The 25,462-nt window shown below is 71.4% G+C and carries 22 protein-coding genes; 8 read left to right on the forward strand and 14 right to left on the reverse strand.

Going from position 1 to position 25,462, the window contains the following annotated elements:
• Positions 1 to 9: 9 nt before the first annotated feature.
• The 4 genes from K8556_RS39770 to K8556_RS15060 all read right to left on the reverse strand — a co-directional run bounded on the left by K8556_RS39770 (position 10) and on the right by K8556_RS15060 (position 6,637).
• Positions 10 to 1,155, reverse strand: coding sequence for a helix-turn-helix domain-containing protein (locus K8556_RS39770; protein WP_223740762.1), 1,146 nt, complete (start codon positions 1,153 to 1,155; stop codon positions 10 to 12).
• Positions 1,156 to 1,157: 2 nt separating this feature from the next.
• Positions 1,158 to 1,580: a hypothetical protein gene (locus K8556_RS15050; RefSeq protein WP_223740763.1), complete on the reverse strand. Its 423-nt coding sequence runs from the start codon at positions 1,578 to 1,580 to the stop codon at positions 1,158 to 1,160.
• Between the two features lie 22 nt (positions 1,581 to 1,602).
• A complete protein-coding gene (locus K8556_RS15055) occupies positions 1,603 to 2,184 on the reverse strand; it encodes a hypothetical protein (RefSeq protein WP_223740764.1) in 582 nt (193 codons plus the stop codon).
• A gap of 106 nt (positions 2,185 to 2,290) precedes the next feature.
• Positions 2,291 to 6,637, reverse strand: a complete 4,347-nt coding sequence (locus tag K8556_RS15060) for a DEAD/DEAH box helicase (RefSeq protein WP_223740765.1) — start codon at positions 6,635 to 6,637, stop codon at positions 2,291 to 2,293.
• Between the two features lie 357 nt (positions 6,638 to 6,994).
• On the opposite strand from K8556_RS15060, the gene K8556_RS15065 reads away from it, so the two are divergent.
• Together K8556_RS15065 and K8556_RS15070 are read left to right on the forward strand one after the other, a co-directional pair.
• Positions 6,995 to 7,354 (forward strand): DUF1778 domain-containing protein, encoded by a 360-nt coding sequence (locus K8556_RS15065; RefSeq protein ID WP_223740766.1) that lies wholly within the window; start codon positions 6,995 to 6,997, stop codon positions 7,352 to 7,354.
• 31 nt (positions 7,355 to 7,385) lie between these two features.
• A complete protein-coding gene (locus K8556_RS15070) occupies positions 7,386 to 7,940 on the forward strand; it encodes a GNAT family N-acetyltransferase (protein ID WP_223740767.1) in 555 nt (184 codons plus the stop codon).
• 67 nt (positions 7,941 to 8,007) lie between these two features.
• On the opposite strand, the gene K8556_RS15075 is transcribed toward K8556_RS15070, so the two are convergent.
• Positions 8,008 to 8,478: a hypothetical protein gene (locus K8556_RS15075; RefSeq protein WP_223740768.1), complete on the reverse strand. Its 471-nt coding sequence runs from the start codon at positions 8,476 to 8,478 to the stop codon at positions 8,008 to 8,010.
• A 171-nt stretch (positions 8,479 to 8,649) separates the two neighbouring features.
• Here K8556_RS15075 and K8556_RS15080 point away from each other — a divergent pair, with 171 nt between their 5' ends.
• Both K8556_RS15080 and K8556_RS15085 read left to right on the forward strand, forming a co-directional pair.
• A complete protein-coding gene (locus K8556_RS15080; protein WP_223740769.1) occupies positions 8,650 to 9,276 on the forward strand; it encodes a double-CXXCG motif protein in 627 nt (208 codons plus the stop codon).
• A 114-nt stretch (positions 9,277 to 9,390) separates the two neighbouring features.
• Positions 9,391 to 10,326, forward strand: a complete 936-nt coding sequence (locus K8556_RS15085; protein WP_223740770.1) for a pirin family protein — start codon at positions 9,391 to 9,393, stop codon at positions 10,324 to 10,326.
• On the opposite strand, the gene K8556_RS15090 is transcribed toward K8556_RS15085, so the two are convergent.
• Together K8556_RS15090 and K8556_RS15095 are read right to left on the reverse strand one after the other, a co-directional pair.
• On the reverse strand, positions 10,317 to 10,925 hold the full coding sequence (locus K8556_RS15090; protein WP_223740771.1) for a DUF2378 family protein: 609 nt from the start codon (positions 10,923 to 10,925) through the stop codon (positions 10,317 to 10,319). The two genes, K8556_RS15085 and K8556_RS15090, sit on opposite strands and share 10 nt — an antisense overlap.
• Positions 10,926 to 11,008: 83 nt before the next feature.
• Positions 11,009 to 12,469 carry an ATP-binding protein gene (locus tag K8556_RS15095; RefSeq protein WP_223740772.1) on the reverse strand — a complete coding sequence of 487 codons (1,461 nt, stop codon included), beginning with the start codon at positions 12,467 to 12,469 and terminating at the stop codon, positions 11,009 to 11,011.
• A gap of 174 nt (positions 12,470 to 12,643) precedes the next feature.
• On the opposite strand from K8556_RS15095, the gene K8556_RS15100 reads away from it, so the two are divergent.
• Positions 12,644 to 13,603, forward strand: a complete 960-nt coding sequence (locus K8556_RS15100) for a PLP-dependent cysteine synthase family protein (protein ID WP_223740773.1) — start codon at positions 12,644 to 12,646, stop codon at positions 13,601 to 13,603.
• 7 nt (positions 13,604 to 13,610) lie between these two features.
• On the opposite strand, the gene K8556_RS15105 is transcribed toward K8556_RS15100, so the two are convergent.
• The 3 genes from K8556_RS15105 to K8556_RS15115 form a co-directional block, all read right to left on the reverse strand.
• The gene (locus tag K8556_RS15105) at positions 13,611 to 14,702 is read right to left on the reverse strand and encodes an aromatic ring-hydroxylating dioxygenase subunit alpha (RefSeq protein ID WP_223740774.1); all 1,092 of its coding nucleotides are present in this window, start codon (positions 14,700 to 14,702) and stop codon (positions 13,611 to 13,613) included.
• Between the two features lie 41 nt (positions 14,703 to 14,743).
• On the reverse strand, positions 14,744 to 15,157 hold the full coding sequence (locus tag K8556_RS15110) for a four-helix bundle copper-binding protein (protein WP_223740775.1): 414 nt from the start codon (positions 15,155 to 15,157) through the stop codon (positions 14,744 to 14,746).
• Positions 15,158 to 15,256: 99 nt separating this feature from the next.
• Positions 15,257 to 17,737, reverse strand: a complete 2,481-nt coding sequence (locus tag K8556_RS15115; protein WP_370639926.1) for a heavy metal translocating P-type ATPase — start codon at positions 17,735 to 17,737, stop codon at positions 15,257 to 15,259.
• 242 nt (positions 17,738 to 17,979) lie between these two features.
• Here K8556_RS15115 and K8556_RS15120 point away from each other — a divergent pair, with 242 nt between their 5' ends.
• Positions 17,980 to 19,878, forward strand: a complete 1,899-nt coding sequence (locus tag K8556_RS15120) for a hypothetical protein (protein ID WP_223740776.1) — start codon at positions 17,980 to 17,982, stop codon at positions 19,876 to 19,878.
• Positions 19,879 to 19,881: 3 nt separating this feature from the next.
• Here K8556_RS15120 and K8556_RS15125 read toward each other — a convergent pair whose 3' ends face one another.
• A complete protein-coding gene (locus tag K8556_RS15125) occupies positions 19,882 to 20,457 on the reverse strand; it encodes an RNA polymerase sigma factor (RefSeq protein WP_223740777.1) in 576 nt (191 codons plus the stop codon).
• 15 nt (positions 20,458 to 20,472) lie between these two features.
• Positions 20,473 to 21,051 (reverse strand): hypothetical protein, encoded by a 579-nt coding sequence (locus tag K8556_RS15130; protein WP_223740778.1) that lies wholly within the window; start codon positions 21,049 to 21,051, stop codon positions 20,473 to 20,475.
• Positions 21,052 to 21,170: 119 nt separating this feature from the next.
• On the opposite strand from K8556_RS15130, the gene K8556_RS15135 reads away from it, so the two are divergent.
• The gene (locus K8556_RS15135; RefSeq protein ID WP_223740779.1) at positions 21,171 to 21,635 is read left to right on the forward strand and encodes a hypothetical protein; all 465 of its coding nucleotides are present in this window, start codon (positions 21,171 to 21,173) and stop codon (positions 21,633 to 21,635) included.
• Between the two features lie 6 nt (positions 21,636 to 21,641).
• Here K8556_RS15135 and K8556_RS15140 read toward each other — a convergent pair whose 3' ends face one another.
• Together K8556_RS15140 and K8556_RS39485 are read right to left on the reverse strand one after the other, a co-directional pair.
• Positions 21,642 to 23,060: a sigma-54 dependent transcriptional regulator gene (locus K8556_RS15140; RefSeq protein WP_223740780.1), complete on the reverse strand. Its 1,419-nt coding sequence runs from the start codon at positions 23,058 to 23,060 to the stop codon at positions 21,642 to 21,644.
• Complete coding sequence (locus K8556_RS39485) at positions 23,057 to 24,370, reverse strand: sensor histidine kinase (RefSeq protein ID WP_304503967.1); 1,314 nt, start codon at positions 24,368 to 24,370, stop codon at positions 23,057 to 23,059. The genes K8556_RS15140 and K8556_RS39485 overlap by 4 nt, the downstream gene beginning before the upstream one ends.
• 140 nt (positions 24,371 to 24,510) lie before the next feature.
• Between K8556_RS39485 and K8556_RS15150 the strand changes: the two genes are divergently transcribed.
• Positions 24,511 to 25,446 carry an MBL fold metallo-hydrolase gene (locus tag K8556_RS15150; RefSeq protein WP_223740781.1) on the forward strand — a complete coding sequence of 312 codons (936 nt, stop codon included), beginning with the start codon at positions 24,511 to 24,513 and terminating at the stop codon, positions 25,444 to 25,446.
• Positions 25,447 to 25,462 lie beyond the last annotated feature (16 nt).

A 25,462-nucleotide genomic window follows, 5' to 3' on the forward strand; every position in this document is an offset into this window, starting at 1 on the left:
GCCGGAGAGCTACGCCGGCACGTCCCCCTCCGTCGTCTCAAGTCCTGGAGGCGCGCGGTTTTTCGTTTGTTGAGCCGTCCGCCACGCGGAGGGGCTGAGGCCGGTGTGTTCGCGGAAGATGCGGTTGAAGCTGGCCTTGGAGGCGAAGCCCGCCTCCAGCGCCATCGTCAGCAGCGGTGTCGGGTCGTTGGAGGCCAGCCGCTGCTGCACGGCGGCCACGCGCATGGCGTTGATGACGGTGTTGAAGTTGCGGCCCAGTCCCCGGTTGAAGGCGCGCGACGCATAGCTCTCGTTGGTGCCCAGGCGGCGGGCGACATCGGAGAGGGTGAGGCCCGGCTCGCGCCACCAGCCCGCGCTCTGGATGCGGGCCTCCCATCCAGCGGCCAGGGCGGCCCAGTCGCGGTCCGGCGCGGGGGCGCCGTCGGCGCGGAGCGCCCACTGGGGGAAGCGATGTCCGGCATGGCGCCAGCCCTCCAGCCCCAGCCCCAGGACGATGGCCGCGAAGAGCAGGTATTGGGGGAAGCGGTCGTAGTAGCTGAGGGGCGTCAGGAACCGGTCCACGAACGCGAAGCCCACGGTCGCGGTCCACCCCAGCTCCAGCGACACGAGCACGGTCGTGATCCACTGCTGGCGATGCGAGTCCCGGTCGCTGACGTGTTCCAGGAGCCAGCGCTGGTAGCGGCCGTGGAAGTGGACGGAGGCCACCAGGTACGCCGCGAGCGAGAGCATGTTCGCGGCGGATTCGACGGGAGCGATCCACGGCTCATGGACGGAGTCGTTCCAGCGCGACTTCCACGTCAGGGGCAGCGCGAACGCGCACAGCGTGTAGCCGAGCATGACGCCAGCGGGAACGAAGTGCCGCCACGCGCGAGCGGGCAGCGTGGGCGTCACGAGGCGACGGACATAGAGATAGAGCAGCGGCCCGGTCGCGAGGCCCAGGTCGAACGGCGCGAAGGACAGCCAGGGATACGCGTCATAGAAGCCCGCGAAGCCCAGGACATAGGGCATCAGCCGCAGCACGGAGACGCCCAGCAACGCGGCCAGGAGCCGGTTCGCCGGGCGGTTCCCGGAAGCCGTCAGGAGCAGCACGGAGACGAGCGCGCCAAAGCCCGCGGCCAGTCCCAGGGTGGTGCTCCACGGTCCGAATCGAATCACCGCTACCTCCTGTCCAGGATGCGTCCCTGTCCATCAATCGCGTAGACGGCGCCCCCATCCAGGATGGGCTCATTCAAGCCGCAGCGCGATGGATTCGGAGAGAACCACACGAAGAAGAGGTCGGCTCCCGATTGGAGGACATGCGTGTCGTAGCTGCTTCGCCTGGAGAGACACTGAGCCATGCGCTTGTCGGGGTCCTGGGTCTGGAGCTCCGAGCCCGGGGGCAGGAACTCGTTCATCGCGACCTCGAGGGCGGACATCATGGGGCCCTCCAGGTGGACACCTTCCTTGAAGGAGTTCGGGAACACCACGGCGGCGGCCTCTTCGGGAGGCGCCCATGAAGCCTTCTCCACCTTGTGGTACCCGAGCAACGAACACCCGGCCAGTGGCAGGCAGAGCAGGGCCATCCACATGGACGTCTTCATCGGGAATCCTCCCTGCGAACGACTACGGCAACCATGACTGCCCCTCGAACAGGTCGAAGCTGAAGTCCCCCGCTGTTCCGGAAGCCCTCCCAATGGGGATCCATTTTCCACCTCGCAGCGCCGACACAATCCGGGAGGAGTAGTTGTAGTCGTACGCAAGGCATCCGCCATTCCGAGGCCCATAGAAGAGGAGCAGTTCGTGCTCCCAGACCCGCCCGGACTTGTCCACGAAGCGAGCGGAGCCCCAAGGTGACCAGTTCGGCTCGTGGTTCGCGCCCATGTCCTCGCGGGAGAACTCCCAGTTGTGGGGATGCGGGTGCGCGGGCCCAAGAATGACAGGGTCACGGGTGTTGGCATCCCGGAGTGCCAGCGGCACCTTGCAGAACTTCTTGCCGCCCGCTCCGTCACCTCCCAGGTCCGAGAAGTAGCTGAGGAAGTACGCCTCCGCTTGGGGGGAGTAGTACCAGAGCGCGCAGTATTCCTTGCCCTGCCTGCCATGCAGGGTCGAAGCACCGGGCATCTGGATCATCCGCTCACAAGCGACTTGAGCCAGTTCTTCCCGCGTCTTGAAGGGCCCCGCCAACGGCCCCTCGACCTCGTACATGCCACTGCCAAGCTGGCGGACGCGGATGTCTGGATGCGGCGCCGAGCATCCCATCGCCACCAACAACACAATCCAGGAGCCGCGAGCGGCCCCTGTCCTGCGCAGGTCAGTTCACCTGCGCGAGCGGTCCATCGGCTTCCGCGTCCTCGTTCTCCGGCGCGTCCTCCACCGCGTCCACGCCCTGCGGAATCCCGTCCACGTACGTGACGACGTTGTTCGGCAGCGCCGCCACGCGCGGGCCCGGTGTCACCACGCCCGTGAGGTTCAGCGGATCCACTCCGGACAACTGGATGCGCACACCGGACGGAGCCGCGCGCCGCACCGCCCGCGCCATGTCCACCGCCTCCGGCAGCGCGAACTGCTCCCCCACGAAGCCCGACACGAAGCGCCCTCCTCGCAGCTCGCCTCGCGCCTCCATGCGCCGGTAGACGAACAACAGCTCGCGCCAGGTGGGCGCCAATGACTCGCGCATCACCAGGTCGCGCCAGACGATGCCGTAGCGCTGGAGGAACAGCTTCGCCAGCGACTCCGTCACCTCCTCCTGCGACTTCGGCTCCGACGGCGCCAGCAGGCTCCAGCGGCCCGGGCCGCCCCGGTTGAGCAGCTTCTGGCGCTTGCGGTGCGCCGGGCTCTGCAGGATGCGCAGGTTCTGCACCGCGTCCGCGGTCACCAGTCCCTTCGCCACCAGCTCCCACAGCGCGTCCTCCACCTCCGCCGGCAGCCGCCGCGCCCGCGTCACCAGGTCCTGGAAGAAGCACGCGCCCCGCCGCTCCAGCACGCCCACCACGTCCTTCGCCGCCGCGCTCAGGTCCGGCGGCGTCCACACGCCCCCGTCCGCCAGCACCGCGTGCGGACGCGCCGCCGCGAGCATCCACTCCAGGTCCTCGCGCACCGTGAACGTCAACGGCGCGTTGCGCGTCGGTGAAGACCGCTTCGCCACCACCGGCTCCGGCGCCTCCAACACCGGCGCGCCCCGGCGCGGGCCCGCGGGCTTCGGCGGATCCTTCAGCGTCACCCGCCCCCACGCCACCTCGCCCGCGTAGCACGCGCGCTCCATCAGGTCCGGCGTGTAGCCCCGCATGCGCGCGGGCAACAGGAAGCGCTCCCACGCGGAGGCCGGCGCTTCGTACCCCTGCAGCAACCGCACCGCCTTGAGCAATCCCGTGCTGCCTCGCAGCGCGTCCACGTCCTCCAGGTGGTGCCACCGGAAGAGGAAGCGCATGAAGTCCTGCGGGCTCAGCGGTTCAATCTCGCGGCGCAGCCGCCCCACCGTCAGCCGGTGGATGCGCTGGAGCAGGCGCCGGTCGCACCACTCCAACACCGGGCTCCCGTCCGCGTCCCGAGGCACCGGCACGTCGTCCTGCGCCCGGAACTGGCCTCGCAGCACGCTGCCCTGGCTCTCCAGATGGTGCAGCGCCAGGTTGATGTCGTCCGCATCCAACAGCGTCAGCCGCGCCAGCTCCGTCACCGTGGTGGGCCCCACCAGCTCCATCCGCCCGCGCACCACCTGGAGCACCGCCGCGTCGCGCTCCACCGGCCGGTCGTACTCCAGCACCGGCAACACCGGCTGCGTCACGGCGTCCGGGAAGAGCGCGCGCACCGCGTTGCCCCGCTCCGCCGACACCAGGAACCGCCCGCCCTGCCGCTCCAGCCAGGCCACGCGCCCCTGCTTGAACAGGCCCGTCTCCAGGCCTCGCGGCACCTCCGAGGCTCGCACCAGCACCAGTTGCAACAGCGCGTCGTGCAGCTCGTCCTCGTCGCGCATCGGCTGCGCGGCGTCCTCCACCACCTGCCGGATGGCGTTCGCGTCCAGCGCTCCGAACGCCGCCGCGTCCTCCGCGGGCATCGCGCGGCGCAGGGCCACGTTGCGCACGCGGCGCTCCTCGGCCGGCGCGTCGTCCAGGAAGGTGTAGGGCTGGCTGTTGATGAGCGCGTGCGCGAAGACGCTCGGCTCCGGGACGTCTCGCGCGACCAGTTGGATGCGCCCGTCCTTCATGCGCCGGAGCACCTCGCGCAGCCCGTCGATGTCCATCGCCTCGCGCAGACAGTCGTCCATCGTCTGCTTCACCAGCGGATGGTCCGGCAGCTCCACGTCCCCGCCTCCGTGGTTGTCCTGGCAGCCCACCTGCGCCGGGAACACCGCCGCCAGCAGGTCCTCGCTGCGCGCGCGCTGGAGGTTCGGCGCCACGCGCTTGCCCCCCATCATCCGGTGCAGCGTCAGCGCCCGCGACGCCACCCACCGGAAGCGCGTGCCGAAAATCGGCGCCTGGAGGATGGCCTGCACCAGCACCTCCTCCACGTTGTCCGGGTGCAGGAAGTCGAAGATGTCCGCCAGCGGGAACGAGTGCTGCTCCCCCAGGCTCAGGAGGATGCCGTCCTCCGTGGCCGCCGCCTGCAGCTCGAAGTCGAACGAGCGGCAGAAGCGCTTGCGCAGCGCCATGCCCCACGCGCGGTTGATGCGGCTGCCGAACGGCGCGTGGATGATGAGCTGCATGCCGCCCGCCTCGTCGAAGAAGCGCTCGGCGACGACCTGGTTGTGGCTGGGCACCACGTCGCCCAGCATCTTCTTGCCCAGCCGCAGGTAGCCCAGGAGCGCGTCCACCGCGGGCGGCGGCACGCGCAGGAGCTTCTCCAGGAAGCCCGCCGGGTCATCGTGGCGCAGCAGCTCCTCGCGCAGGCGGCCCACCTGGAGGCTCAGCTCGTCCGTGCGGCCCGGGGCCTCGCCGCGCCAGAAGGGCACGTTGGGCGGCGCGCCCCTCGCGTCCTCCACCATCACCGTGCTGCCCACGACGCGCTGGATGCGCCACGCGGTGCTGCCCAACAGGAAGATGTCCCCCGGCGAGGACTCCACCGCGAAGTCCTCGTCCAGCGTGCCCACCACCTTGCCTTCCGGCTGCGCGGTGACGCTGAAGTTGAACGTGTCCGGGATGGCGCCGCCGTTGGTGAGCGCGGTGATGCGCACGCCCCGGCGCCCCTTGAGCCGCTGGTTCACCCGGTCGCGGTGCAGGTGGATGCTGCCCCGGCCCCGGCGCTCGGAGACGCCCTCCGACAGCATCTCCAGCACCTGCTGGTACTCCTCCCAGGTCAGGTCCTGGTACGGGTACGCGCGCTGGAAGACGCTGAAGAGGGCGCGCTCGTCCCACTCCTCGCACGCGCACGCGGCGACGATCTGTTGCGCCAGCACGTCCAGCGGCTTCTTGGGGATGCGGACCGCGTCCAGGTCTCCCTCGCGCACGGCGTTGAGGAGCGCGACGCACTCCACCAGCTCGTCGCGCGTCATCGCGAAGAGGATGCCCTTGGAGATGCCCGCCTTGTGGTGGCCCGCGCGGCCCACGCGCTGGAGCAGCACGGAGATGGCCTTGGTGGTGCCCAGTTGCACGACCAGGTCCACGTTGCCCACGTCGATGCCCAATTCCAGCGACGCGGTGGCCACCATCACGCGCAGTTGGCCGGCCTTGAGGCGCTCTTCCGCGGACAGGCGCATCTCGCGGGACATGCTGCCGTGGTGAGCGGCCACCCACTGCTGGCCCAGGCGTTCGCCCAGGTCGTGGGCCACGCGCTCGGACATCTTGCGCGTGTTGACGAAGATGAGCGTGGTGCGGTGCTCGCTGGAGAGCTGGATGAGCCGGTCATAGACCTGCCCCCACATCTCGTGGCTCGCGATGGAGGACAGCTCCGCGTCCGGAATCTCGACCTTGAGGTCCCACGGGCGCTGGTGGCCGACCTCCACGCGCTTGCACTCGGTGAGGGACGCGCCGGTGAGGAAGCCGGCGATGGCGTCCAGCGGCTTCTGCGTGGCGGACAGGCCCAGGAGCTGGGGGCGCACGTCGGTGAGGGCCTTGAGGCGCTCCATGGACAGCGCGAAGTGGCTGCCGCGCTTGTCGCGAGCGAGCGCGTGGATCTCGTCCACGATGACCGTGCGCACGTGGCGCAGGGTGGCGCGGGCGCGCTCGGCGGTGAGGTAGAGGTAGAGGGACTCGGGCGTGGTGATGAGGATGTGCGGCGGGCGGCGCACCATCTGGGCGCGCTCGCCCGCGGGCGTGTCACCGGTGCGCACCTGGACGCGGAGCTGCTGGGGTTCGTAGCCCTCCTCGCGCGCCAGGGTCATCAGCTCCTCCAGCGGCTGGAGGAGGTTCTTCTGCACGTCGTTGCCCAGGGCCTTCAGGGGCGACACGTAGAGGACCTGGGTGCGGTCGGTGAGCGTGCCGTCGAGCGCCAGCCGGAACAGGGAGTCCAGCGCGGCGAGGAACGCGGTGAGCGTCTTGCCGCTGCCCGTGGGCGCGGCGATGAGCACGTCATGGCCGCCGTGGATGAGGGGCCAGCCTTCAATCTGCGGACGGGTGGGTTCGCCCAGGCGTGAAGCGAACCAGCGCCGCACCACCGGGTGGAAGGCGGCGAGCGCCGGGTGGGCCGCGAACTCCGACGTGAACGCGAGGGCGATTTGAGGGGACATGGCGGGCTCCCAGACAGCCAGCCTGAACACAGGTACAGCGCGGCGTCAACGGACGGGGGGTGCCCTCTCCTGCCCCCAGGTCAGGGGGATGTCGGAGGGCCCGCGTATACCCCCGAACCGTCGACGGATTCGTCTCCCCAGCAGGACGCAGGGCACCCAGGCGGGCAGTTATCACCTCGCCACAGGACACCGCATCACGGTGCCGCCCGGTTCCGTGCATGACCCTGGTGGCGGATTGAAAGCGGCTGGAATGTCAGTAGATTTCTACTGAATTTCCAGTGGGCATCCGTTCGCACATCGATGCCCTCGCGGAAGAGACCCTGCTCCCCTCAAGCCGTTGGCAACGGAGTGCCCGCCATGACGACTTCCTCCTACCGCCTGCAGGCAACGCTTCCTGCGCCCTATGGAACCCAGCTTGAGCAACTTCGGAGCAAGCTCCAGATCGACAACACCGAGGTCATCAAGGAGGCGTTGGGCTTCTTCGCCAAGGCCGTGCTCGAGGCGAGCCTGGGCCGCCGCATCGCCTTCGTGGACGAGAAGCATCAGGTGCTTGCTGAGTACAGCTCACCATCCCTCACCCGGCTGGAATGGAACGCCCGAGAGGAAGGCCGCGTCGTGCTGCCCGACAGTGACTTCGACCGGCTCGTGGAAGCGTTGGAGAAGCCCGCGAAGCCGCTGCCCCGGCTTCGGAAGCTTGCGCGCAAGAGGGCCCGCTAACGTTTTGGAGAAACGAAAGGGGGGTGCCGTCATGACGGTCTCCCTGATGTTTCCCGAGCTCACCGCCATCACCAGCAAGGACGCTGCCAGTGGTTTCCGCTGTGAGGAGGAGGCGCTCACTCGCTTCTTCCAACAACAGGCTACGCAGCAGGGGCGCCGCGAGGAGAACCGGACCTGGGTGCTCCACCGGCCCGACGGACGGCCTGAGCTGCCCTGGGTGCTGGGCTTCTACACACTCACCTGGATCCAACTGGAGCGCAGCAACCTGCCTGCGCCCGTCATCCGGCGGCTACCGGACTATCCGGTCCGCGCCATCCTCATCGGGCGCCTTGCGCGCGACGAGCGGTGCAAGGGCATGGGCATCGGGGAGCATCTGCTCGATGACGCCCACCGCAGGACCTTGCGCGTCAACACGGACATTGGAGGGCTCGTCGTCGTCGTGGACGCGAAGAACGCGCACGCAGCGGCGTTCTACGAGGCACATGACTACACAGCCCTCATTCGCACCGAGCCAGAGGCCGCGTCGTGGCCCCGGCGCTACTTCGTGAGGATGGAAGACCTGAGAGCGACCTATGAGGGAACGTAGCTACGAAGAGTCGAGAAGGAAGTGGGCTCGAACGGCAACGTGCCAAGTGCACCAGTACATGCATCGCTCACAGGGGCATCGAATCACTCACGGACTGTGGATCAACTTCTTCAATCTTAGGGTCTCGGCGCTTTGGCGCAGGCCGCGCGGCGGGAAGGGGCGGCGGATTTGCCTTCAGGAAGTCATTGCAGACTCTGTCGAGCATAGGTGCGAGCGCCATGCGAACAATTGACTCTATCTCACGGTTAGGGACAGCTCCGTACTGGCCGCCGGTTTCCCAGGTGACGACGCCGTATGCTCGTTTCCCATTGTAAAGTCTGAGGTCCGTCGGCCTGCTGAGGGCACCGACATCCACGGCAATGTGCAGGTACGCACTAGCAACTGATTTGACGACCTCTTCGTCTGTGAGGACTCGAATTCCTGCCCGCCGGAGAGCGAGTTCCGCCATGACAACAACGTCGGCTCGAGTCACGCCTGCATTGATGGGAATCTTCTCAACGAGAATGCCGAGCCCAGGAAGACCTGCCAGGGTTTCCATTTGAGGCCGGTACGATGTGGCACATCCGGCTACGAGTTCCGTAGCAACGATTTCCCATACTGCCTCCATATCCGTGAGGCTATGCGCCCCACGTTCCTGCTCGCAATTGCCCCCAGCGACAACAGGACTTGATGGGTCCACAGTGCCTATCAACAGTCGAAGGGCATCAACGTGCATGACTGGAGTGGCCAGTTCGCGCTTCCCCGCGTTGATCTATCCTCGTTGCCCGAGCGCGACCTGCTTGTGGAGCCACGTGTCGAACCCCACGCGGAATACGCTCGCCTTGTGTCCCATGTGCGGCTGCTCCTCCCAGCCGGTCTGTCCCCGGAACCCGGCATGCAGTTCGGTCCGCTTCGAGGCACGGCGCGCGGAACCTTCGGCCCCTTGAGCGCACGCTACGGCTGGGAGGTACTGGTCACGCAGGAGGCTTCGCGGCACCTCCAGGCCGTGGGGATCCGGGGGCTCGTTCCTGTGCGCGCGGAGCTACAAGGACTCGATTCAGGAGTCGTGCTGTATGAGCTGGAGCTTCCCCTGCGCGGGCTTCTGCACCGGGACGCGGTCCTGACAGGCCCCAAGTGCCCAACATGCGGCGGGTACGAGGCACGAATCTCGCCCGAGCCCTGGCTGGACGGAGATGCGCTCCCTCACGATGTGGCCATCTTCCGCCCCGCGAACGGAACGACGTTCACCTTCGTCAACGAACGCTTCGTCGAAGCAATCGAGGCACTGGGCCCGTCCGACGTGATGTTTCGCGAAGCCGCGGTCGTGCCCGAATCCCGCACAGGCTCGGTCCACTGAGCCAGTTCCGCCCCTGTACAGGCACCCGACACCGCGCCTCACTCCACGGCAAGTGAGCCGCGCACTCCCGCCCGAACCGGGGCACACTGCGCCCCTCGGAAAAGGAGCCACACCATGAGCTGGGAAGAAGACCTGCAGGGCCGTGAGCCCCCGCCCTCCCTGGAGACGCTCATCGTCCCGCGCGTGCGCGACCTGGGCGATGGCTTCCATGTCCGGCGCGCCCTGCCCTCCGCGCGCCGCCGCATGGTCGGCCCCTTCATCTTCCTGGACCAGATGGGCCCCGCGGACTTCGACCCCGGCCACGGCCTGGACGTGCGCCCCCATCCGCACATCGGCCTGTCCACCGTCACCTATCTCTTCCAGGGCGAAATCCTCCACCGCGACTCGCTGGGCTTCGTGCAGCCCATCCGCCCCGGCGCCGTGAACTGGATGACCGCCGGCCAGGGCATCGCCCACTCCGAGCGCACCGCCCCCGAACCCCGCGCCGCCGGTGGCCGCCTCTTCGGCATCCAGGCCTGGGTCGCCCTCCCCAAGCAGCATGAAGAGGTCGCCCCCGCCTTCGTCCACCACCCCGCCGACACGCTCCCCGTCATCGACGGCGAGGGCGTCCACCTGACCGTCATCGCGGGCCAGATGCACGGCGGCAAATCCCCCGTGCGCGCCCACTCCGACCTCTTCTACGGGGACGCGAGGATGGAGGCGGGCTCCCGCCTGAAGCTCTCCTCCGAATACGAGGAGCGCGGCCTCTACCTCGTGGAGGGCACCCTGGAGGTGGAGGGCACGCGCTTCCAGCCCGGCGAGCTGCTCGTGTTCAAGCCGGGCAGCGAGATCATCCTCAACGCGGAGTCCTCCGCGCGGATGATGCTCCTGGGCGGCGAGCCCATGGACGGCCCGCGCTACCTCTTCTGGAACTTCGTGTCGTCCTCCAAGGAGCGCCTGGAGGCCGCCAAGGCGGACTGGAAGGAGGGCCGCTTCGCGCCCGTCCCCACGGAGACGGAGTTCATCCCCCTGCCTCCGGAGGATCCGCCCGCGCCCGTGCGCTACCCGTAGAGCCGGCGCACCGGCGCCAGCGTGCCCGCGGGCCGCTGCGCGTGCGACTGCGACCACGTCAGCCGGTACGTCGCCGCCGTCCCGTCGAAGGCGATGGGCCTCACCTCCGGTGAGCCCGCGCCCGACGCGCGCAGCGTCTCCGCCAGGAAGCCGCAGGCGAAGAAGGGGTTGTCCGCCAGCACGTCCTTCACCCACAGGGTGGCGTCCTGCTTCGACAGCTCCTCCACCCGGACCTCGTTGAAGTTGTTGCCCGCGCGCAGGTTGTACGGCACGCGCTCCAGCGTCTTCCGCGGGCCCAGGTGCGTCACGAGCTGCATGCTCGCCCGCCCCACGGACGTCTGCTGGAAGCCCTTCAGGTAGCGCGCCCCCAGCTCCAGGTAGGCCGCCTCCAGCGGCTGGCCGGGGAAGACGTCCCGCGCGGCGATGTCCAGGAAGACGCGCCACTGCTCCAGCGCGTAGTGGGGGCGCAGCGGCTCGGAGAGGTTCAGGCCCGCGGCCTTCAGCTTCTGGCGCCCGTCACGCGTCAGGTACGGCCCCAACGCACGCACGAAGAGGGCTTCCACGCTCTGGGCGAAGATTTGCTTTTCGGATGGGGCCATGCCCCCAGGGTGGAGTCGCCCCTGCGCATGCGGAAGGGTGGACGCAATGCATCCGTCCACGAGTCGTCAAACCCGTAGGTTTTTCAGCCTCGCGGCAGCCGCACCGTGAAGGTCGTCCCCTGCGCCTCCGTGGAGGTCACCTGCACGCTGCCGCCGTGGGAGCGGACGATCTGGCCGGTGATGTAGAGCCCCAGGCCCAGCCCTCCGGCCGCGCCGCGCTCCCGGTCGCTGCGGCCGGCGCGGCGCCACGCGGCGAAGAGGTATGGCAGTTGCTCCGGCGGAATGGGCGCGCCCAGGTTGTGCACCCGCACCACGGCCTCCCCTTCCAGCCCCTCCGCGCTCACGCGCACGGGGGAGTCCGGCGGGCTGAACTTGAGCGCGTTGGACAGCAGGTTGCCCACCACCTGCTCCAGCCGGTCCGCGTCCCACGCGCCGCGCCCGTCCCCTCGCACCTCCAGCAGCAGCTCGCGCTGGGGGTGGCTGGCGCGCGACTCCTCCACGGCGCCGCGCACCACGTCGAACAGGTCGCACCGCGAGCGCACCACCGGCAGCCCCGCGCCCAGCCGCGCCCGCGCGAAGTCCAGCAACTGGCGGATCATCCGCTCCATGCGCTCGGCGCTGGTGAGGATGCGCTCGGTGAAGACGCGCTGGCGGTCGGACAGCTCGCCCTGGCGCTGGAGCTGCTGCGCGGACATGGACAGCGCGTTGAGCGGGTTGCGCAGGTCGTGGCCCAGGATGCCGATGAACTGCTCGCGGAAGTCCTCCGCGTTGCGCGCCTCCGTGACGTCCTGCCCGGTGGCGATGACGGCCTCCACCGCGCCCGTGGGGCCGGTGGCGGGCGACATGGTGTACTCGAAGTGCCGGAGGCCCTGGTCCGACGACAGGGTGATGCGGCCGCGCTGCACCTGGCCCGTGCGCCGCGCCGCGTCCAGCGACTGCGCGAAGGCCTCCAGTTGGGGGTCCATCGCGCGCAGCGCGTCCATGGTCCTGCCCGGCACGTGCACATGGTGCGAGCCGCGCGACGCGGCCACCGCCTGGTTGGCGTAGACGAGCGTCCCGTCACCGTCGTAGAGCGCGATGGGGTCCGCCGCCGAGCCCATGGCCAGCTCCAGCAGGCGGCGCTGCTGCTGCACCTGGTCGGAGAGGACGCGCACCTCGCGCTCGGCGCGGCGCAGGCGCAGCAGCGCGTGCACCTGGGCCACCAGCTCCTCCGGATCCACCGGCGCCACCAGGTACGCGTCCGCGCCGTGCTCCAGCCCCTGCGCCCGGTCCGCGGGGCCCACCGCCTGCGCGGACAGGTGCAGCACCAGCGCGTTGCGCGTGCGCGGGGAGGCTTTCAGGCGGCGGCACACCTCCAGGCCGCTCATGTCCGGCAGGCGGACGTCCAGGATGACCAGGTCGGTCTGTTCGTCCGCGAGCGCCAGCGTCTCCCCGCCCGTGCCCGCCTCCAGCACCTGGAAGCCCGACAGGGACAGCACGCGGGAGGTGACGTAGCGGCTGGCCAGGTCGTCGTTGACGTTGAGGATGATGGGCGCGGAGGGCATGCGGGCGGATGGAACCGTGGCCCATCTTCGTAATGGCTGCCACCGGGTGCGCCAAGTCTTGCACGTGGGAAAATGTCTTCTCCGACAGAACAGCCGGGGGACCGGGCGTACGCCGCCGCTCGCTGGACAACAGGGTGACTCCCCCGCCAGCGCGTTTCGCGATAGGGATGGCCCATGCGCCCTCCCTGCCGCCCGCTCCCCGCTGATGGTCGCTTCCTCCAGGCCGTGGGGCCCACGCCGCTCGTGCCCGTGCGGCTGGACCCGGAAGGTCCGACCATCTGGTGCAAGCTGGAGTTCCTCAACCCCAGCGGAAGCACCAAGGACCGCATCGCCCGGTACATGCTGGAGAAGGCGTGGCGGCTGGGGGAGCTGTGCCAGGGCGGCGACGTGGTGGAGGCGTCCAGCGGCTCCACCAGCATCGCCATGGCGCTGGCGAGCGCGCAGATGGGCTGCCGCTTCACGGCCGTGATGCCGGAGGGCGTGACGGAGGAGCGGCTCATCGCCATCCGCGCCTACGGCGGCGAGGTGGAGCTGGTGCCGCGCTCGGAGGGCATCCGGGGCGCCATCGCGCGGGCGGAGGCGCTGGCGAAGGAGCGCGGCGGCTTTGCGCCCCGCCAGTTCGAGAACCCGGACAACGCGGAGGCGCACCGCGTGTGGACGGGGCAGGAGATCCTGGCGCAGGTGCCTGGCGGCCTGGTGCACGGGGTGGTGAGCGGCGTGGGCACGGGCGGCACCATCGTGGGGCTGTACCAGGCGTTCGCGGAGGCGGGCTGTCCGGTGACGCCCTTCGTGGCGCGGCCCATCGCCGGGCTGGGCTGCGACATCGAGTGTTGCAGCTTCAGCGCGCGCGTGCCGGGCGTGGTGGACGGCCTGTCGCGGCTGTACCGCGAGGCGGACATGCCGGGCCGCGTGGAGCTGGACGTGTCGGACGACCTGGCCATGCGCACCGCGCGGGCGCTCATCCGCCGCGGCTTCCCGGTGGGCCCGTCCTCCGGCCTCAACTACGCGGCGGCGGTGGAGGCGGCGAGGCGGCTGGGCCCGCAGGCCCAGGTGGTGACGGTGTTCCCGGACCGCATGGAGCGCTACTTCTCCACGGAGCTGGTGCAGCCCCGGGCCGCGCCCAGGGCCGGCTGAAGGCCGCTCACGTGCGCATGCGCACGCGCGTCTCGTGCACCGTGTCCGGAGGCGGCGCGGCGCGCTCGCGCTCCTGGGCGCGCATCAGGCGCAGGATGCTGGGCCCCAGGACGTCGATTTCGGTGGAGGCGTAGGCCTCCGTGCCGAAGCGGCGGATGGAGTCCGTCTGCTTCTCCAGGATGCGCGCGTCCTGCCCGAAGATGTGCAGGCCCACGGGCAGCACGAAGGGCACCGCGGCCCGGAGCAGCCAGCGCGGCACGGGCAGCTTCACCGTCACCACCGCGTACACGAGCGTCTCCCAGTCACTCACCGGCGTCATGGCGGAGTTGACCAGGATGTGGCTCCTGTCCCCGATGCGGTACTCCACCTGCGCGATGGAGGGCATCAGGAAGCGGTCGAAGTGCTGCACCACCCCGCCGCCCGGCGCGAGCAGCCTCCCGACGAGCCCCTTGGGCGCGGGCTCGCCCAGGTACTCCGCCTCCACGCGGTCCGCGCTCCGGCGCACCACCACGTCGATTTCGTTCTTCTTCTCCGCGGTGCGGAACAGGCCGCCGTGGAGGAAGGCCGTGTGCGGCACGTCCAGCGTGTTCTCCAGCACCGCGTGCAGCGACCCGGGCGCGCGCAGCACCCGGCGCACGGTGGTGTAGTCCCCCGCGTCCAGCAGCGGGAAGCGGAAGGGCTCCGTCGTGGGCTCCACGCCGGGCGTGGAGTAGACCCAGACGAAGCCGTCCTGCTCGCGCGTCGCGTAGGACGCGGCGCAGCGGGAGCGGGCCTCGGGCTCGCCCACCAGGCCGGGGATGAGCCGGCACTGGCCTCCGGTGTCGAAGCGCCACCCGTGGTAGCCGCACTCCAACTGCCCGTCCTTCACGCGCCCCAGCGACAGGGGCACGTTGCGGTGCGGACAGCGGTCCATCAGGGCGCCGGGCCTGCCGCCCTCGCCCCGGAAGAGCACCAGGGGCGTGCCCTGGAGCGTGCGGGCGAGCGGCTTGTCCCCCAGCTCGCGCGACGCGCAGAGGATGAACCAGGAGTGCGGAAGCCGGACGACGGAGATGTGACTGGGGGACGCACCTGGGGTGCGCCCCTCCTCGCGGGCGTTCATGCGCCCAGTCTAATGGGCCCGGGCCCCCGTGCACGCCCCCTTCAGGCGGGCAGGTCGGCGAAGCGCTGGGCGGCCTCCGGGTTGAGGGGCTGGGGCATCACTCCACCGCTCATCCTCCGGCAGGACTCCTCGCAGCGGCGGCAGGCGTCCGCGCAGGCCTTCATCCGCCCCTCGTCGCCCATCGCCTCGCAGGCGGTCGCGCAGGCGGCGCACACCTCCGCGCAGGCGAAGCAGGTGCGCGAGTGCAGCTCCGAGCCACGCAGCATGAACCGCGCGCTCGTCTCGCAGATGTCCGCGCAGTCCATCAGCAGCCGGAGGTGCCCCGGCTCGGCGGGCCGGCCTCCCCGCGTCAGGGAGTCCGCCAGCGTCTCCATGCAGACGCGGTGACAGGCCAGACAGTGGTCGATGCACTCGCGCAGGTCGTCATCGCTTCGGTTCACTTCCGCGTTCGCCATGAGAGGCGTCCTTTCGGGTCCTGGAGTCCTCCCCTCACGGTGGGCACGCTTGGAGCGGCAACCACCCCGCCCCGCGTGCCCGACCGACCGGCCGCCGGGCTAGAGCTTCAGCCGCCGCAGCCGCAGGGCGTTGCCGATGACGGACACCGACGAGAGGCTCATCGCCGCGCTCGCGAACAGGGGGCTCAGGAGCAACCCGAGGAAGGGGTACAGCACGCCCGCCGCCAGCGGCACTCCCAGCAGGTTGTAGACGAAGGCGAAGAAGAGGTTCTGCCGGATGTTGCGCAGCACGCCCTGGCTCAACCCGCGCGCCCGCGCGATGCCTCGCAGGTCGCCCTTCACCAGCGTCACGCCCGCGCTCTCCATCGCGATGTCCGTGCCCGTCCCCATGGCGATGCCCACGTCCGCCCGCGCCAGCGCCGGGGCGTCGTTCACACCGTCGCCCGCCATCGCCACCACGCGTCCCCGGGCCTGCAGCGCCTTCACCGCGTCGCCCTTCGCGTCCGGCTGCACGCCGGCCAGCACCTCCGTGATGCCCAGCCTGCGCGCCACCGCGTGCGCCGTCGTGGGGCTGTCGCCGGTGAGCATCACCACGCGCAGCCCTTCGGCCCGCAGCCTCGCCAGGGCCTCCGGCGTGGACGGCTTCAGCGGATCCTCCACGCCCAGGAGCCCCGCCGCGCGGCCGTCCACCGACACCAGCACCACCGTCTGGCCCTCCTGGCGCAGCGCCTCCGCGCGCTCCGTCAGCGCCTCCACCTCCACGCCCAGGCTCCGCATCAACGCCGCGTTGCCCAGCGCCACGTCGCGTCCTTCCACGCGGCCCCGGACGCCCTGCCCCGGCACGGACTGGAAGTCCTCCACGCGCCCGGGGGACACGCCCCGCTCCTTCGCGCCCGACACCACGGCGGCGGCCAGCGGGTGCTCGCTGCCGCGCTCCAGGCTCGCGGCCTGGAGCAGCAGCGCGGAGGCGTCCACGCCCGGCGCGGGCTCCACCGTCACGAGGCGCGGCTTGCCCTCCGTGAGCGTGCCCGTCTTGTCCACCACCAGCGTGTCCACCGCCGCCATCCGCTCCAGCGCCGCCGCGTCGCGGATGAGCACGCCCATGCGCGCGCCCTGCCCCGTGCCCACCATCACGGACATGGGCGTGGCCAGGCCCAGCGCGCACGGGCAGGCGATGATGAGCACCGCCACCGCGTTGACCAGCGCGTGCGCGAGCCTCGGCTCCGGGCCCCACACGCCCCAGACCACCGCCGTCACCCCCGCCACCGCGATGACCGCGGGCACGAAGACGCCGGCCACGCGGTCCGCCAGCCGCTGGATGGGGGCGCGCGTGCGCTGCGCCTCGGCCACGCGCTGGACGATGCGCGACAGGAGCGTGTCCTTCCCCACGCGCTCCGCGCGCATCACGAGCGTGCCCGTGCCGTTCACCGTGCCGCCCGTCACCTTCGCGCCCGGCCCCTTCTCCACCGGCACGGGCTCTCCGGTGACGAGCGACTCATCCACCGAGCTCGCGCCTTCCAGCACCTCGCCGTCCACCGGCACCTTCTCACCGGGGCGCACGCGCAGGCGCCACCCGGCGTGCACCTGGGACAGCGGCACGTCCTCCTCATGGCCGTCGTCCGAGATGCGCCTCGCCGTGGCGGGGGCCAGCGACAGCAGGGCCCTCAGCGCGCCGGACGTCGCGTGGCGGGCGCGCAGCTCCAGCACCTGCCCCAGCGCCACCAGCGTGAGGATGATGGCCGCCGCTTCGTAGTACACGGGCGCGGTGCCGCCGTGCCCCGTGCGCGCGCTCTGGGGCAACAGGTGCGGGAACAGCGTGGCGCCCACGCTGAAGACGTACGCCGCGCCCGCGCCCAGCGCGATGAGCGTGAACATGTTCAGGTGCCGGTTCCGCACCGACGCCCAGCCCCGCTGGAAGAACGGCGCGCCCACCCACAGCACCACCGGCGTCGCCAGCGCGAACTGCGCCCACACGAGCGCCGAGGCCGACAGCCCGTGCCGCACCGGCAGCATGTCCGACATGCCCAGCAGCATCAGCGGCACGCTCAGCGCCAGCCCCACCCAGAACCTGCGCGTCATCGACCGCAGCTCCGGATCCGGCGGCTCCTCCACCATCACCGTGCGCGGCTCCAGCGCCATGCCGCACTTGGGGCAGGTGCCGGGCCCGTCGCGCACCACCTCCGGGTGCATGGGGCAGGTGTATTCGACGCGCGTCTGGAGGACGGGCGGCGCTTCGGGCTCCAGCGCCATGCCGCACTTCGGGCACGCCCCGGGCGCGTCCTGCCGCACCTCGGGATCCATGGGGCACACGTACACGGCGCCCGGCGCGGCGGGGGGTGGCGGCGTCCCGGGCTGGAGGTACCGCGCGGGGTCCTCCTGGAAGCGCTGGCGGCACTTCGGGTTGCAGAAGAACCAGGTGTGGCCTTCGTGCTCCCAGCTCCCGCCCCGGGGCGCGCGAGGGTCCACCTCCATGCCGCACACGGGGTCGATGGCGGGCCCCGCTCCGCCCATGGGGGGCGGAGGCCGGGGCGGAGGCCGGGGCGGGGACGGGACGGGGGAATGCGGGTGGGGATGCGTCATGGGGATGGCTCCTTTCCCCGGGCCAACGCGGCACCCGGCGCGCTCTTACACATGGGTAACCCTCCCTCTCCCACCCCGTGCCGCCCGCGCTCCTCCCACCGCCAGGCAGGGCGCCAGGCGGGCCCCGGGTTTGTCCGCGCGGGGTCTTTTCCGGTAGGACCCGCCGCGAAACAGCCAGGAAAATCCCTTCGGGCCGTATGGCCAGGGAAGCAAGGTCGGGGCCCGACCAGAGAGGGCATCGAATGCGACGCATGTGGGGGACCTGGGGGGCGCTGCTGGCCCTCCTCACCGGCGGCTGTGATGCCATCGACCTGGCGGACATCACCCAACGCGACGCGAAGACCCGGGTGCGCCCGGAGCCCCCTGGCGAGCACTGTGAGTTCGGCGGGGACACCGTGGAGTCCGGCCTGGACCTGGACCGCGACGGGGTGCTGGACGACGCGGAGGTCACCCTCACCGACTACGTCTGCGACTCCTCCGTGGCCAACGTGCTCCTGCGCGTGCGGCCGGTGGGGCCGGGCGAGCGGTGCCTCCTGGGCGGACAGGTGTCGCACGCGGGCCATGACGCCAATGGCAACGGGCTGCTGGAGGACGAGGAGATTGCCCAGGAGGTGTACGCCTGCGACGTGATGGCCCCCGTCCTGACGCGCCTGCGCCCGCTGACGGCCTTCACCGCGCCGTGCGACGGCGATGACCGCGGCGGCACGGCGCTGGAGGCGGGCCTGGACCTGGACGCGGACGACGCGCTCGCGACGTCCGAGCTGGAGGCCTCCCACTTCTTCTGCGGCCTGCAACCGGCCGACCTGAAGGTCCGCCACCAGCCCGAGCCCGCGGGGCCGAACTGCTCCCGCGGTGGCACGCGCGTGGACGCGTTCCAGGACCTGGACCTCGACGACGAGGTGGACCGCGGCGGCGCCTCGGCGACCGTCTACGTGTGCCAGGCCACCCGCGTGCATGACGGGGACTTCGCGGTGACGGGCCCCGTGGACCTGGTCGCGCTCGAGGGCGTCACCCACCTGCGGGGCGAGCTGGTCATCTCCGCGCCCACGCTCACCGACGCGTCCCTCCCCTCGCTGGCGGTCATCGAGGGCGGCCTCACCGTGCGCGGCAACGCCAGCCTGCGCCGGCTGTCCCTGCCCGCCCTGCGCTTCGTGGGCGGCAGCGCGGCGGTGCTCTCCAATGCCCGGCTGGACGCGCTCGCGCTGGGCACGGCGCCGGACACCCTGCTGGTGGTCGAGCGCAGCCTCCTCGTGGAGGACAACCCCATGCTCCCCACGCTGGAGGGGCTGGCGGCGGTGCAGCCCGGTGACAGCATCTCCCTGCGCGCGAACAACGCGCTGGTGGACCCCGGCCTGCTCCCGTACGTGCACGTGCTCCGAGGGTCGCTCGTCATCGAGGACCACCTCCGGATGGACCGGACGCCCTTCATCCAGTTGACCCAGGTGCACGGGGACGTGCGCATCGCGAACAACGCCGCGCTGAGCGGCCCCTTCGGCCTGGATCGCCTGACGGACGTGGGCGGCACCCTGGAGTTGGACGGCAACGCGGTGATGGAGGTGCTCCACCCGCTGGCCCAGCTCGTCTCCGTGGCGCAGTTGATCATCTCCAGCAACCCCCGGCTGCCAGACACGGCGGGGCTGGAGCGGCTCGCCTCCGCGGGCCGCATCCACATCCAGGGCAACAAGGCGCTCGTGAGCGTGGGGGACATGCCCTCGCTGTCGCACGTGACCGAGGGCCTCTCCGTGAAGTTCAACGAGAAGCTCCAGCGCGTGCACCTGCTGCCGTCCCTGCGCAACGCGGCCTCGGTGACCCTGGTGGGCAACGCGGCGCTGACGAACCTGGAGGGCCTCCAGCAACTGACCCGGCTGGGCACCCTGGAGGTGCAGGGGAACGCGGCGCTGACGAACCTGGGCGACCTGGCGCGGCTGCGCGAGGTGGAGTTCCTCAACCTCCAGGGCAACGCGGCGCTCACGGACTTCGGCATGGCGGAGCTCGCGCGCGTGTCGCAGGCCTTCGTCGTCGTGGACAACCGGAAGCTGCCCACGTGCCGGGCCACCGCGCTCGCGGCGGGCGTGTTCCAGGGCGACCCGCTGGCGGGCATGAACATCGACCAGAACGACGACGCGGCGACCTGCCCCTGAGCTTCAGCGGCGCCGCTTGCAGGAGCAGTCCAGGCAGCCGTGCGCCGCGCACGCGCCGCAGCCGCGCTCCAGCGAACGCTTGAGCGCGAGCCTCGCCCGGTGCAACCGCACGCCCGCGTTGTTGGGGGTGATGCCCACCTCGCGCGCCACGTCCGGCACCGCGCGCCCCTCCAGGTCCACCTGGCGCACGAGCCGGGCGTACTCGGGCTTGAGCGTGGGCAGCAGGTCCGCGAGGCACGCGCACACCGCGCCCTGGAGCTCCAGGTCCTCGGTGGCGGCGTCCGCGTCGCGCGCCTCCACCGCCAGCGCGCGGCCCTCCGCGGCCTGCCGGCGGTGGTGGTCCACCAGGGCGTTGCGCAGCAGGCGGTAGAACCACGCCACCGCGCCCTCGCCGTCCTTCAGCGCCCCGCCCTTCTCCAGGGTGCGGGCGAAGGCCGCCTGGAAGAGGTCCTCCGCGACGGCCCGGCTGCCCACGCGCCGCTCCAGGAAGGCGAGGAAGCGGCGCTGATGGGCCAGGAGCGCCGCCACCACGTCCTCGCGGTCCGGGGGCAGCCCCGCGTCTGGCCCTTCAGCCTCCATGCGACTCCTTCGCGACTACGGAGGGCCGTAGCCCTGCACGCGCGAGTTCAGCTCCACCGCGGTGGCGTAGATCTGCGCCCACGCACGGTACTTGAACTTCGCCATCGTGCCCTTCTGGTCGTTGGCGTAGTCGAACATGTCCTGGCGGAACTGCGCGTCCGCGGCCTTGCGGGCCTCCGGCTTCAGCGGCGTGCCCTTGCGGTCGTAGTAACGCAGCAGGTCGTAGCCGTAGTCGTGCGTCTTGGCCGCCGGGTCGAACTCCTGGTCCGGGCCAATCTTGCCGGGGACGGAGGCGTAGCCGAGCGGATCCTGCATGCGCTGGCCGTGCGGCGTCTGGATGGCGTAGGGCTTGTAGCCCATCACCTGCTCGAAGTCCGCCGGGGGCGGACGCGCGCCGGTGAGGTACTCGTTCATCAGCTTGCCGTGGTCGCCCGGGGGCGCCTTGCTGATGGCGCCCGTGCGCTGGGCGGCGGTGGTTCCGGAGGAGAAGGAGTCCTTCACCACGTTGCGCGCGGCGGGGGCGGCGGGGCGCGCGGCGGTGGGCTCCGTACCGGAGGTCTGCGGCTGGCGGACGGGCGAGTTGCGGATGATCATGGGGGCCTGGGGGAGAAGTCTTCTCGATTTTTCGGAAACCGCCGTCCCAAAGTTGCGGCCCCCCGACCAAAGTCGCGCAGAATGCGTGCAACGCACCGCGTGGTGCACTGGGAGACACCGTGAAGAGCTACCCGTATTCCGAAGGAATCAAGGAACTGCGCGCCGGCAACTTCGAGAACGCGCAGCGGCTGGTGGAGCAGGCGAAGCAGCAGGGGGACGCCAGCGTGGAGGAGCTCCAGGCCATGGCGTTCGCCATGGACGCGCACCAGCAGCGCGGCTTCGCCACGGAGCTGCTCCAGGAGGCGCTGAAGCGGGAGCCCTCGGCGGTGGAGCCGGCCTGTGCCCTGGCCATGTTCCACCTGGAGAAGCAGGAAGACGCCCAGGCCGCGGCCGTCCTCAAGCCCGCGCTGGACGCGGCGCCGGACCACCCCAAGGCGAACCTGTGCATGGCCATGGCGCTGGCGAAGACGGAGGCCGCCAAGGCCCGCGCGCACCTGACCAAGGCCGCGAAGGACACCGACGCGGACGTCCGCGCGCAGGCGGAGGCGCTGGACAAGGTGCTCGCGGAGCACGAGCCCCGCTAGGGCCCTTCAGTCGCCGCGCTTGAAGTCCTCCGTGCGGACACCGTAGCGCTTGAGCAGGCGGTGCAGGCTCTCGCGCTCCATGCCCGCGCGCTCGGCCGCGTGGGTGACGTTGCCGGAGAACTCCTGCATCAGCGCGGTGAGGTAGTCGCGCGACACGGCGTCGCGCACGCGGTCCACCGCCTCACGGTAGGGCTGCTTCGCCAGTGCCTCCGCGGGCAGCGGCCCCGGGGCCTCGGGGGCACGGGCCACGGATGCACTGGCGGTGAGTTCGGGCGGCAGGTCCTCCGGGGTGATGCGGGGGCCCGCCGCCACCGCCGCCGCGCGGGCCACCGCGTTCTGCAACTGCCGCACGTTGCCGGGCCAGGGCGCGGCGATGAGCGCCTGGAGCGCCTGGGGCGTGAAGCCCTCCAGCTCCGGCCGGTTCGCGCCCGCGAGGAAGTGCATGGCGAGCAGCGCGATGTCCTCGCGGCGCTCGCGCAGGGCGGGCATCCGCACCGTCACGCCGCCCAGCCGGTAGTAGAGGTCCTCGCGGAAGCGCCCCTCGGCCACCTCCCGCGCCAGGTCCCGGTGCGTCGCCGCCACCACGCGCACGTCCACCGTCACCGGCGTGGTGGTGCCCACGCGGCGGATCTCCTTCTCCTGGAGCGCGCGGTTGAGCTTCACCTGCACGGGCAGCGGCAGGTCCCCCACCTCGTCCAGGAAGAGCGTGCCGCCATGGGCCTCCTCGAAGAGGCCCGCCTTCGCGCCCGTCGCCCCGGTGAAGGCGCCCTTCGCGTGGCCGAAGAGCTCGCTCTCCACCAGCTCCGCCGGCAGCGCGCCGCAGTTCACCGCGACGAAGGGCCTGTCGCGCCGCGGGCTCTCGCGGTGCAGCGCGCGGGCGGCCAATTCCTTGCCGGTGCCCGTCTCGCCGGTGAGCACCACGGTGAGGTCGCGCGAGGCCACCTGCGCGAGCAGCGCGTGCGTCTTCTGGAGCGCGGGGCTGGTGCCGCGCAGGCCGTGGAAGTCCGGCATGCGCGCCACGCGGGCGGCGAGCCCCCGCGCGTCCCGGCGCTGGCGCTGGCGCTCCAGGGCGCGGGCCACCACCAGGGCCACCTCGTCCGGGTCGAAGGGCTTGGACAGGTAGTCGTACGCGCCCTCCTTGATGGCCTCCACGGCCTTGGGGATGCTCGCGTAGGCGGTGACGAGCACGACCTCCGTCTCCGGCGCGCGCCGCTTCACCTCGCGCAGCACCGTGAAGCCGTCCGCGCCCGGCATCTGGATGTCCGTGACGACCACGTCGAACGCGCGCTCGGAGACCCGGGCCAGCGCCCGCGCGCCGTCGGGCGCGGTCGTCACCGCGTACGCGTCCCCGAGGATGCGCGCGAACAGCTTGAGCATGTTCTCCTTGTCGTCCACGACAAGGACGGAAGGCTTCGCGCCGCTCATGCCGCCGCCTCCTGTTCGCGCGACGGCGGGGGCAGCGACAGCGTGAAGCGCGCGCCGCCCAGGGCCCCGGTGTCCACGTCGATGCGGCCGCCGTGCGCCTCCGCGATGGCCTGGCTCACCGCGAGCCCCAGCCCCGTGCCGGAGGGCTTCGTGGTGAAGAAGGGCTCGAACAGCCGCGAGCGCGCCTCGGGCGTCACCCCGGGCCCCGAGTCCGATACCGCCACGCGCGCGCTCCCGTCCGCGTCCATTGCGATGCGCACCTCCACCCGTCCTCCCTCGCCCGCGGCCTCCGCCGCGTTCTTCACCAGGTTGAGCAGCACCTGCCGCAGCCGGGGCGCCTGCGCCCACGCGGTGCCCTCGCCGTGCACGTCCACCGTCACGGCGCCCAGGCGCGTGGCCTCACGCAGGCGGGAGACGACCTCCTCGCACGCGTCGCGCAGCGCCACCGGCTCACTGGGGCCGCGGCCCGGACGCGCCAGGTCCAGCAGCCCCTCCACGATGTCCTGGCAGCGCACCGCCTCCTCCTCCACCACGCGCAGGTCCTCCGCGAGCGGGCCCTCCGCCCGCCGCTGCAACAGCCGCACGTACCCGAGGATGACGCCCAGCGGGTTGTTGATTTCGTGCGCCACGCCCGCCGCCAGCCGGCCAATGCCCGCCAGCTTCTCGTGCTGGACGAGCCGCGCCACCGCGTTGCCGATGTACACGCCCACCCCGGCCGCGAACAGCGTGGCCCCGCCCAGGAGCAGCAGCGCCCAGCGGAAGCTGTCGCGCTCCACCGCGCCCACGTGCGCCTCGAAGGCCTCCATGGACGCGTCCGAGTCCGCCGTCAGCGCGTCCACCCGCGCCTGGATGCGCGACACCCACTCCAGCGCGCGGCCATGCGCCGCCTCCACCGCGCCCGCGTCCTTCGCCATCACCGCGGGCAGCAGCGTGTCCCGGTAGAGCGTGTCCAGCGCGTCGCCGGACGCCTGGATGTCCGCCACCGCCGCGCGCTCGTCCGCGTCGCGCGCGTGCTCGGCCAGCCGCCGCGTCAGCGCCTCCACGCGGGCGCGGGCCTCCGTGTGGAAGCGCCGGTGGCTGTCGTTGCCCAGGATGATGGTGTGCGCCAGGTGCGCGTACTGGTCCCGCACCGCCGTGGCCAACTCCCGCGCCTCCCGCGCGCGGCCGCCCACCTCGCGCAGCGCGCGCGTGCCCTCGTGGATGTCCGCCAGCCGGCCGAGCGCATAGCCCGACGCCGCCGTGAACAGCGCCACCAGCGCGCCGAAGGCGAGCAACACCCCGCGGGTCGTGGTGTTGGAGACAGGTCCCATGGGAAGCCCTCTTATACGGCGCGGGGCCGCCCCGGGCGGTCCGGCCGCATTCCCCTTGCGCCCCTCCCCTCCGGCCGAGCATGACTCGCCCAGGCGGCGCGGGCCCATCCTTGGGGGACACCGGTTGCCAGGAGCCCCTCATGGCGATGCGCTTCAAGAACCTGGATGGCAGCGGACCGCAGGCCTTCACCCGCGTCTTCAAGTGGGCCGTCACGGACAAGCTCGCGGGCAGGCGCCGCGGCTCGCCCGCGCGCGCGGTCGTGCCGCGCGTGGAGCCGGACCTGGCGGTGCTCGCCACCCCGCCCGCCCCGGGCGAGGGCGCCCGCCTGACGTGGCTGGGCCACGCGAGCTGGCTGGTGCAACTGGACGGCGTGTCGCTGCTCATCGACCCGGTGCTGCGCGACGCCATCAACGTCATCATCCGCCGCAACGTGCCGCCCGGCGTGCCGGTGGAGAAGCTGCCGCGCATCGACGCGAGCCTGGTGAGCCACAACCACTACGACCACCTGGACCTGCCCACGCTCAAGCAGGTGGGCGCCCGCGTCGTCACCGGCCTGGGCCACGCGCCGGTGTTCCAGGGCCAGGGCCTGCCCTTCCAGGAGCTGGACTGGTGGGAGTCCACGCAGGTGGGGCCCGTGCGCGTGCACTACGTGCCGTCCCAGCACTGGAGCCGCCGCGGCCTGCACGACGCCAACCAGATGCTCTGGGGCGGCTTCGTGGTGGAGGGCTCCAGCGCGCGCGTCTACCACTCCGGCGACACCGCCTACTTCCAGGGCTTCAAGGAGATTGGCGCGCGCTTCCCCAGGCTGGACGCGGCGCTGCTGCCCATTGGCGCCTACGACCCCGCGTGGTTCATGCGGCTGCAGCACATGAACCCGGAGGAGGCGGTGCAGGCCTTCGAGGACCTGGGCGCGCTGGCCTTCTTCGCCATGCACTGGGGCACGTTCAAGCTCACGGACGAGCCCCTGGACGAGCCCCCCGCCCGCCTGGACGCGGAGTGGCTGCGCCGCGGCTGGCCGCGCGACCGCGTGCACGTGCTGCCCGTGGGCGGTACACACACCGTGCGGCACGGTTGAGCGCTGGCGGGGCTTG

Source organism: Corallococcus sp. AS-1-12 (genome assembly GCF_020036995.1).
Taxonomy (GTDB): domain Bacteria; phylum Myxococcota; class Myxococcia; order Myxococcales; family Myxococcaceae; genus Corallococcus.

Bases quoted from the DNA above. Each gene is read 5' to 3' on its own strand.
- K8556_RS15070 (WP_223740767.1), top strand. From the start codon at position 7,386: ATGACGGTCTCCCTGATGTTTCCCGAGCTCACCGCCATCACCAGCAAG.
- K8556_RS39485 (WP_304503967.1), bottom strand. From the start codon at position 24,370: ATGGGACCTGTCTCCAACACCACGACCCGCGGGGTGTTGCTCGCCTTC.
- K8556_RS15125 (WP_223740777.1), bottom strand. From the start codon at position 20,457: ATGGAGGCTGAAGGGCCAGACGCGGGGCTGCCCCCGGACCGCGAGGAC.
- K8556_RS15050 (WP_223740763.1), bottom strand. From the start codon at position 1,580: ATGAAGACGTCCATGTGGATGGCCCTGCTCTGCCTGCCACTGGCCGGG.
- K8556_RS15115 (WP_370639926.1), bottom strand. From the start codon at position 17,737: ATGACGCATCCCCACCCGCATTCCCCCGTCCCGTCCCCGCCCCGGCCT.
- K8556_RS15095 (WP_223740772.1), bottom strand. From the start codon at position 12,469: ATGCCCTCCGCGCCCATCATCCTCAACGTCAACGACGACCTGGCCAGC.
- K8556_RS15075 (WP_223740768.1), bottom strand. From the start codon at position 8,478: ATGGAAACCCTGGCAGGTCTTCCTGGGCTCGGCATTCTCGTTGAGAAG.
- K8556_RS15130 (WP_223740778.1), bottom strand. From the start codon at position 21,051: ATGATCATCCGCAACTCGCCCGTCCGCCAGCCGCAGACCTCCGGTACG.
- K8556_RS15150 (WP_223740781.1), top strand. From the start codon at position 24,511: ATGGCGATGCGCTTCAAGAACCTGGATGGCAGCGGACCGCAGGCCTTC.
- K8556_RS15090 (WP_223740771.1), bottom strand. From the start codon at position 10,925: ATGGCCCCATCCGAAAAGCAAATCTTCGCCCAGAGCGTGGAAGCCCTC.
- K8556_RS15060 (WP_223740765.1), bottom strand. From the start codon at position 6,637: ATGTCCCCTCAAATCGCCCTCGCGTTCACGTCGGAGTTCGCGGCCCAC.
- K8556_RS15110 (WP_223740775.1), bottom strand. From the start codon at position 15,157: ATGGCGAACGCGGAAGTGAACCGAAGCGATGACGACCTGCGCGAGTGC.
- K8556_RS15140 (WP_223740780.1), bottom strand. From the start codon at position 23,060: ATGAGCGGCGCGAAGCCTTCCGTCCTTGTCGTGGACGACAAGGAGAAC.
- K8556_RS15105 (WP_223740774.1), bottom strand. From the start codon at position 14,702: ATGAACGCCCGCGAGGAGGGGCGCACCCCAGGTGCGTCCCCCAGTCAC.
- K8556_RS15120 (WP_223740776.1), top strand. From the start codon at position 17,980: ATGCGACGCATGTGGGGGACCTGGGGGGCGCTGCTGGCCCTCCTCACC.
- K8556_RS15100 (WP_223740773.1), top strand. From the start codon at position 12,644: ATGCGCCCTCCCTGCCGCCCGCTCCCCGCTGATGGTCGCTTCCTCCAG.
- K8556_RS15065 (WP_223740766.1), top strand. From the start codon at position 6,995: ATGACGACTTCCTCCTACCGCCTGCAGGCAACGCTTCCTGCGCCCTAT.
- K8556_RS15055 (WP_223740764.1), bottom strand. From the start codon at position 2,184: ATGTACGAGGTCGAGGGGCCGTTGGCGGGGCCCTTCAAGACGCGGGAA.
- K8556_RS15085 (WP_223740770.1), top strand. From the start codon at position 9,391: ATGAGCTGGGAAGAAGACCTGCAGGGCCGTGAGCCCCCGCCCTCCCTG.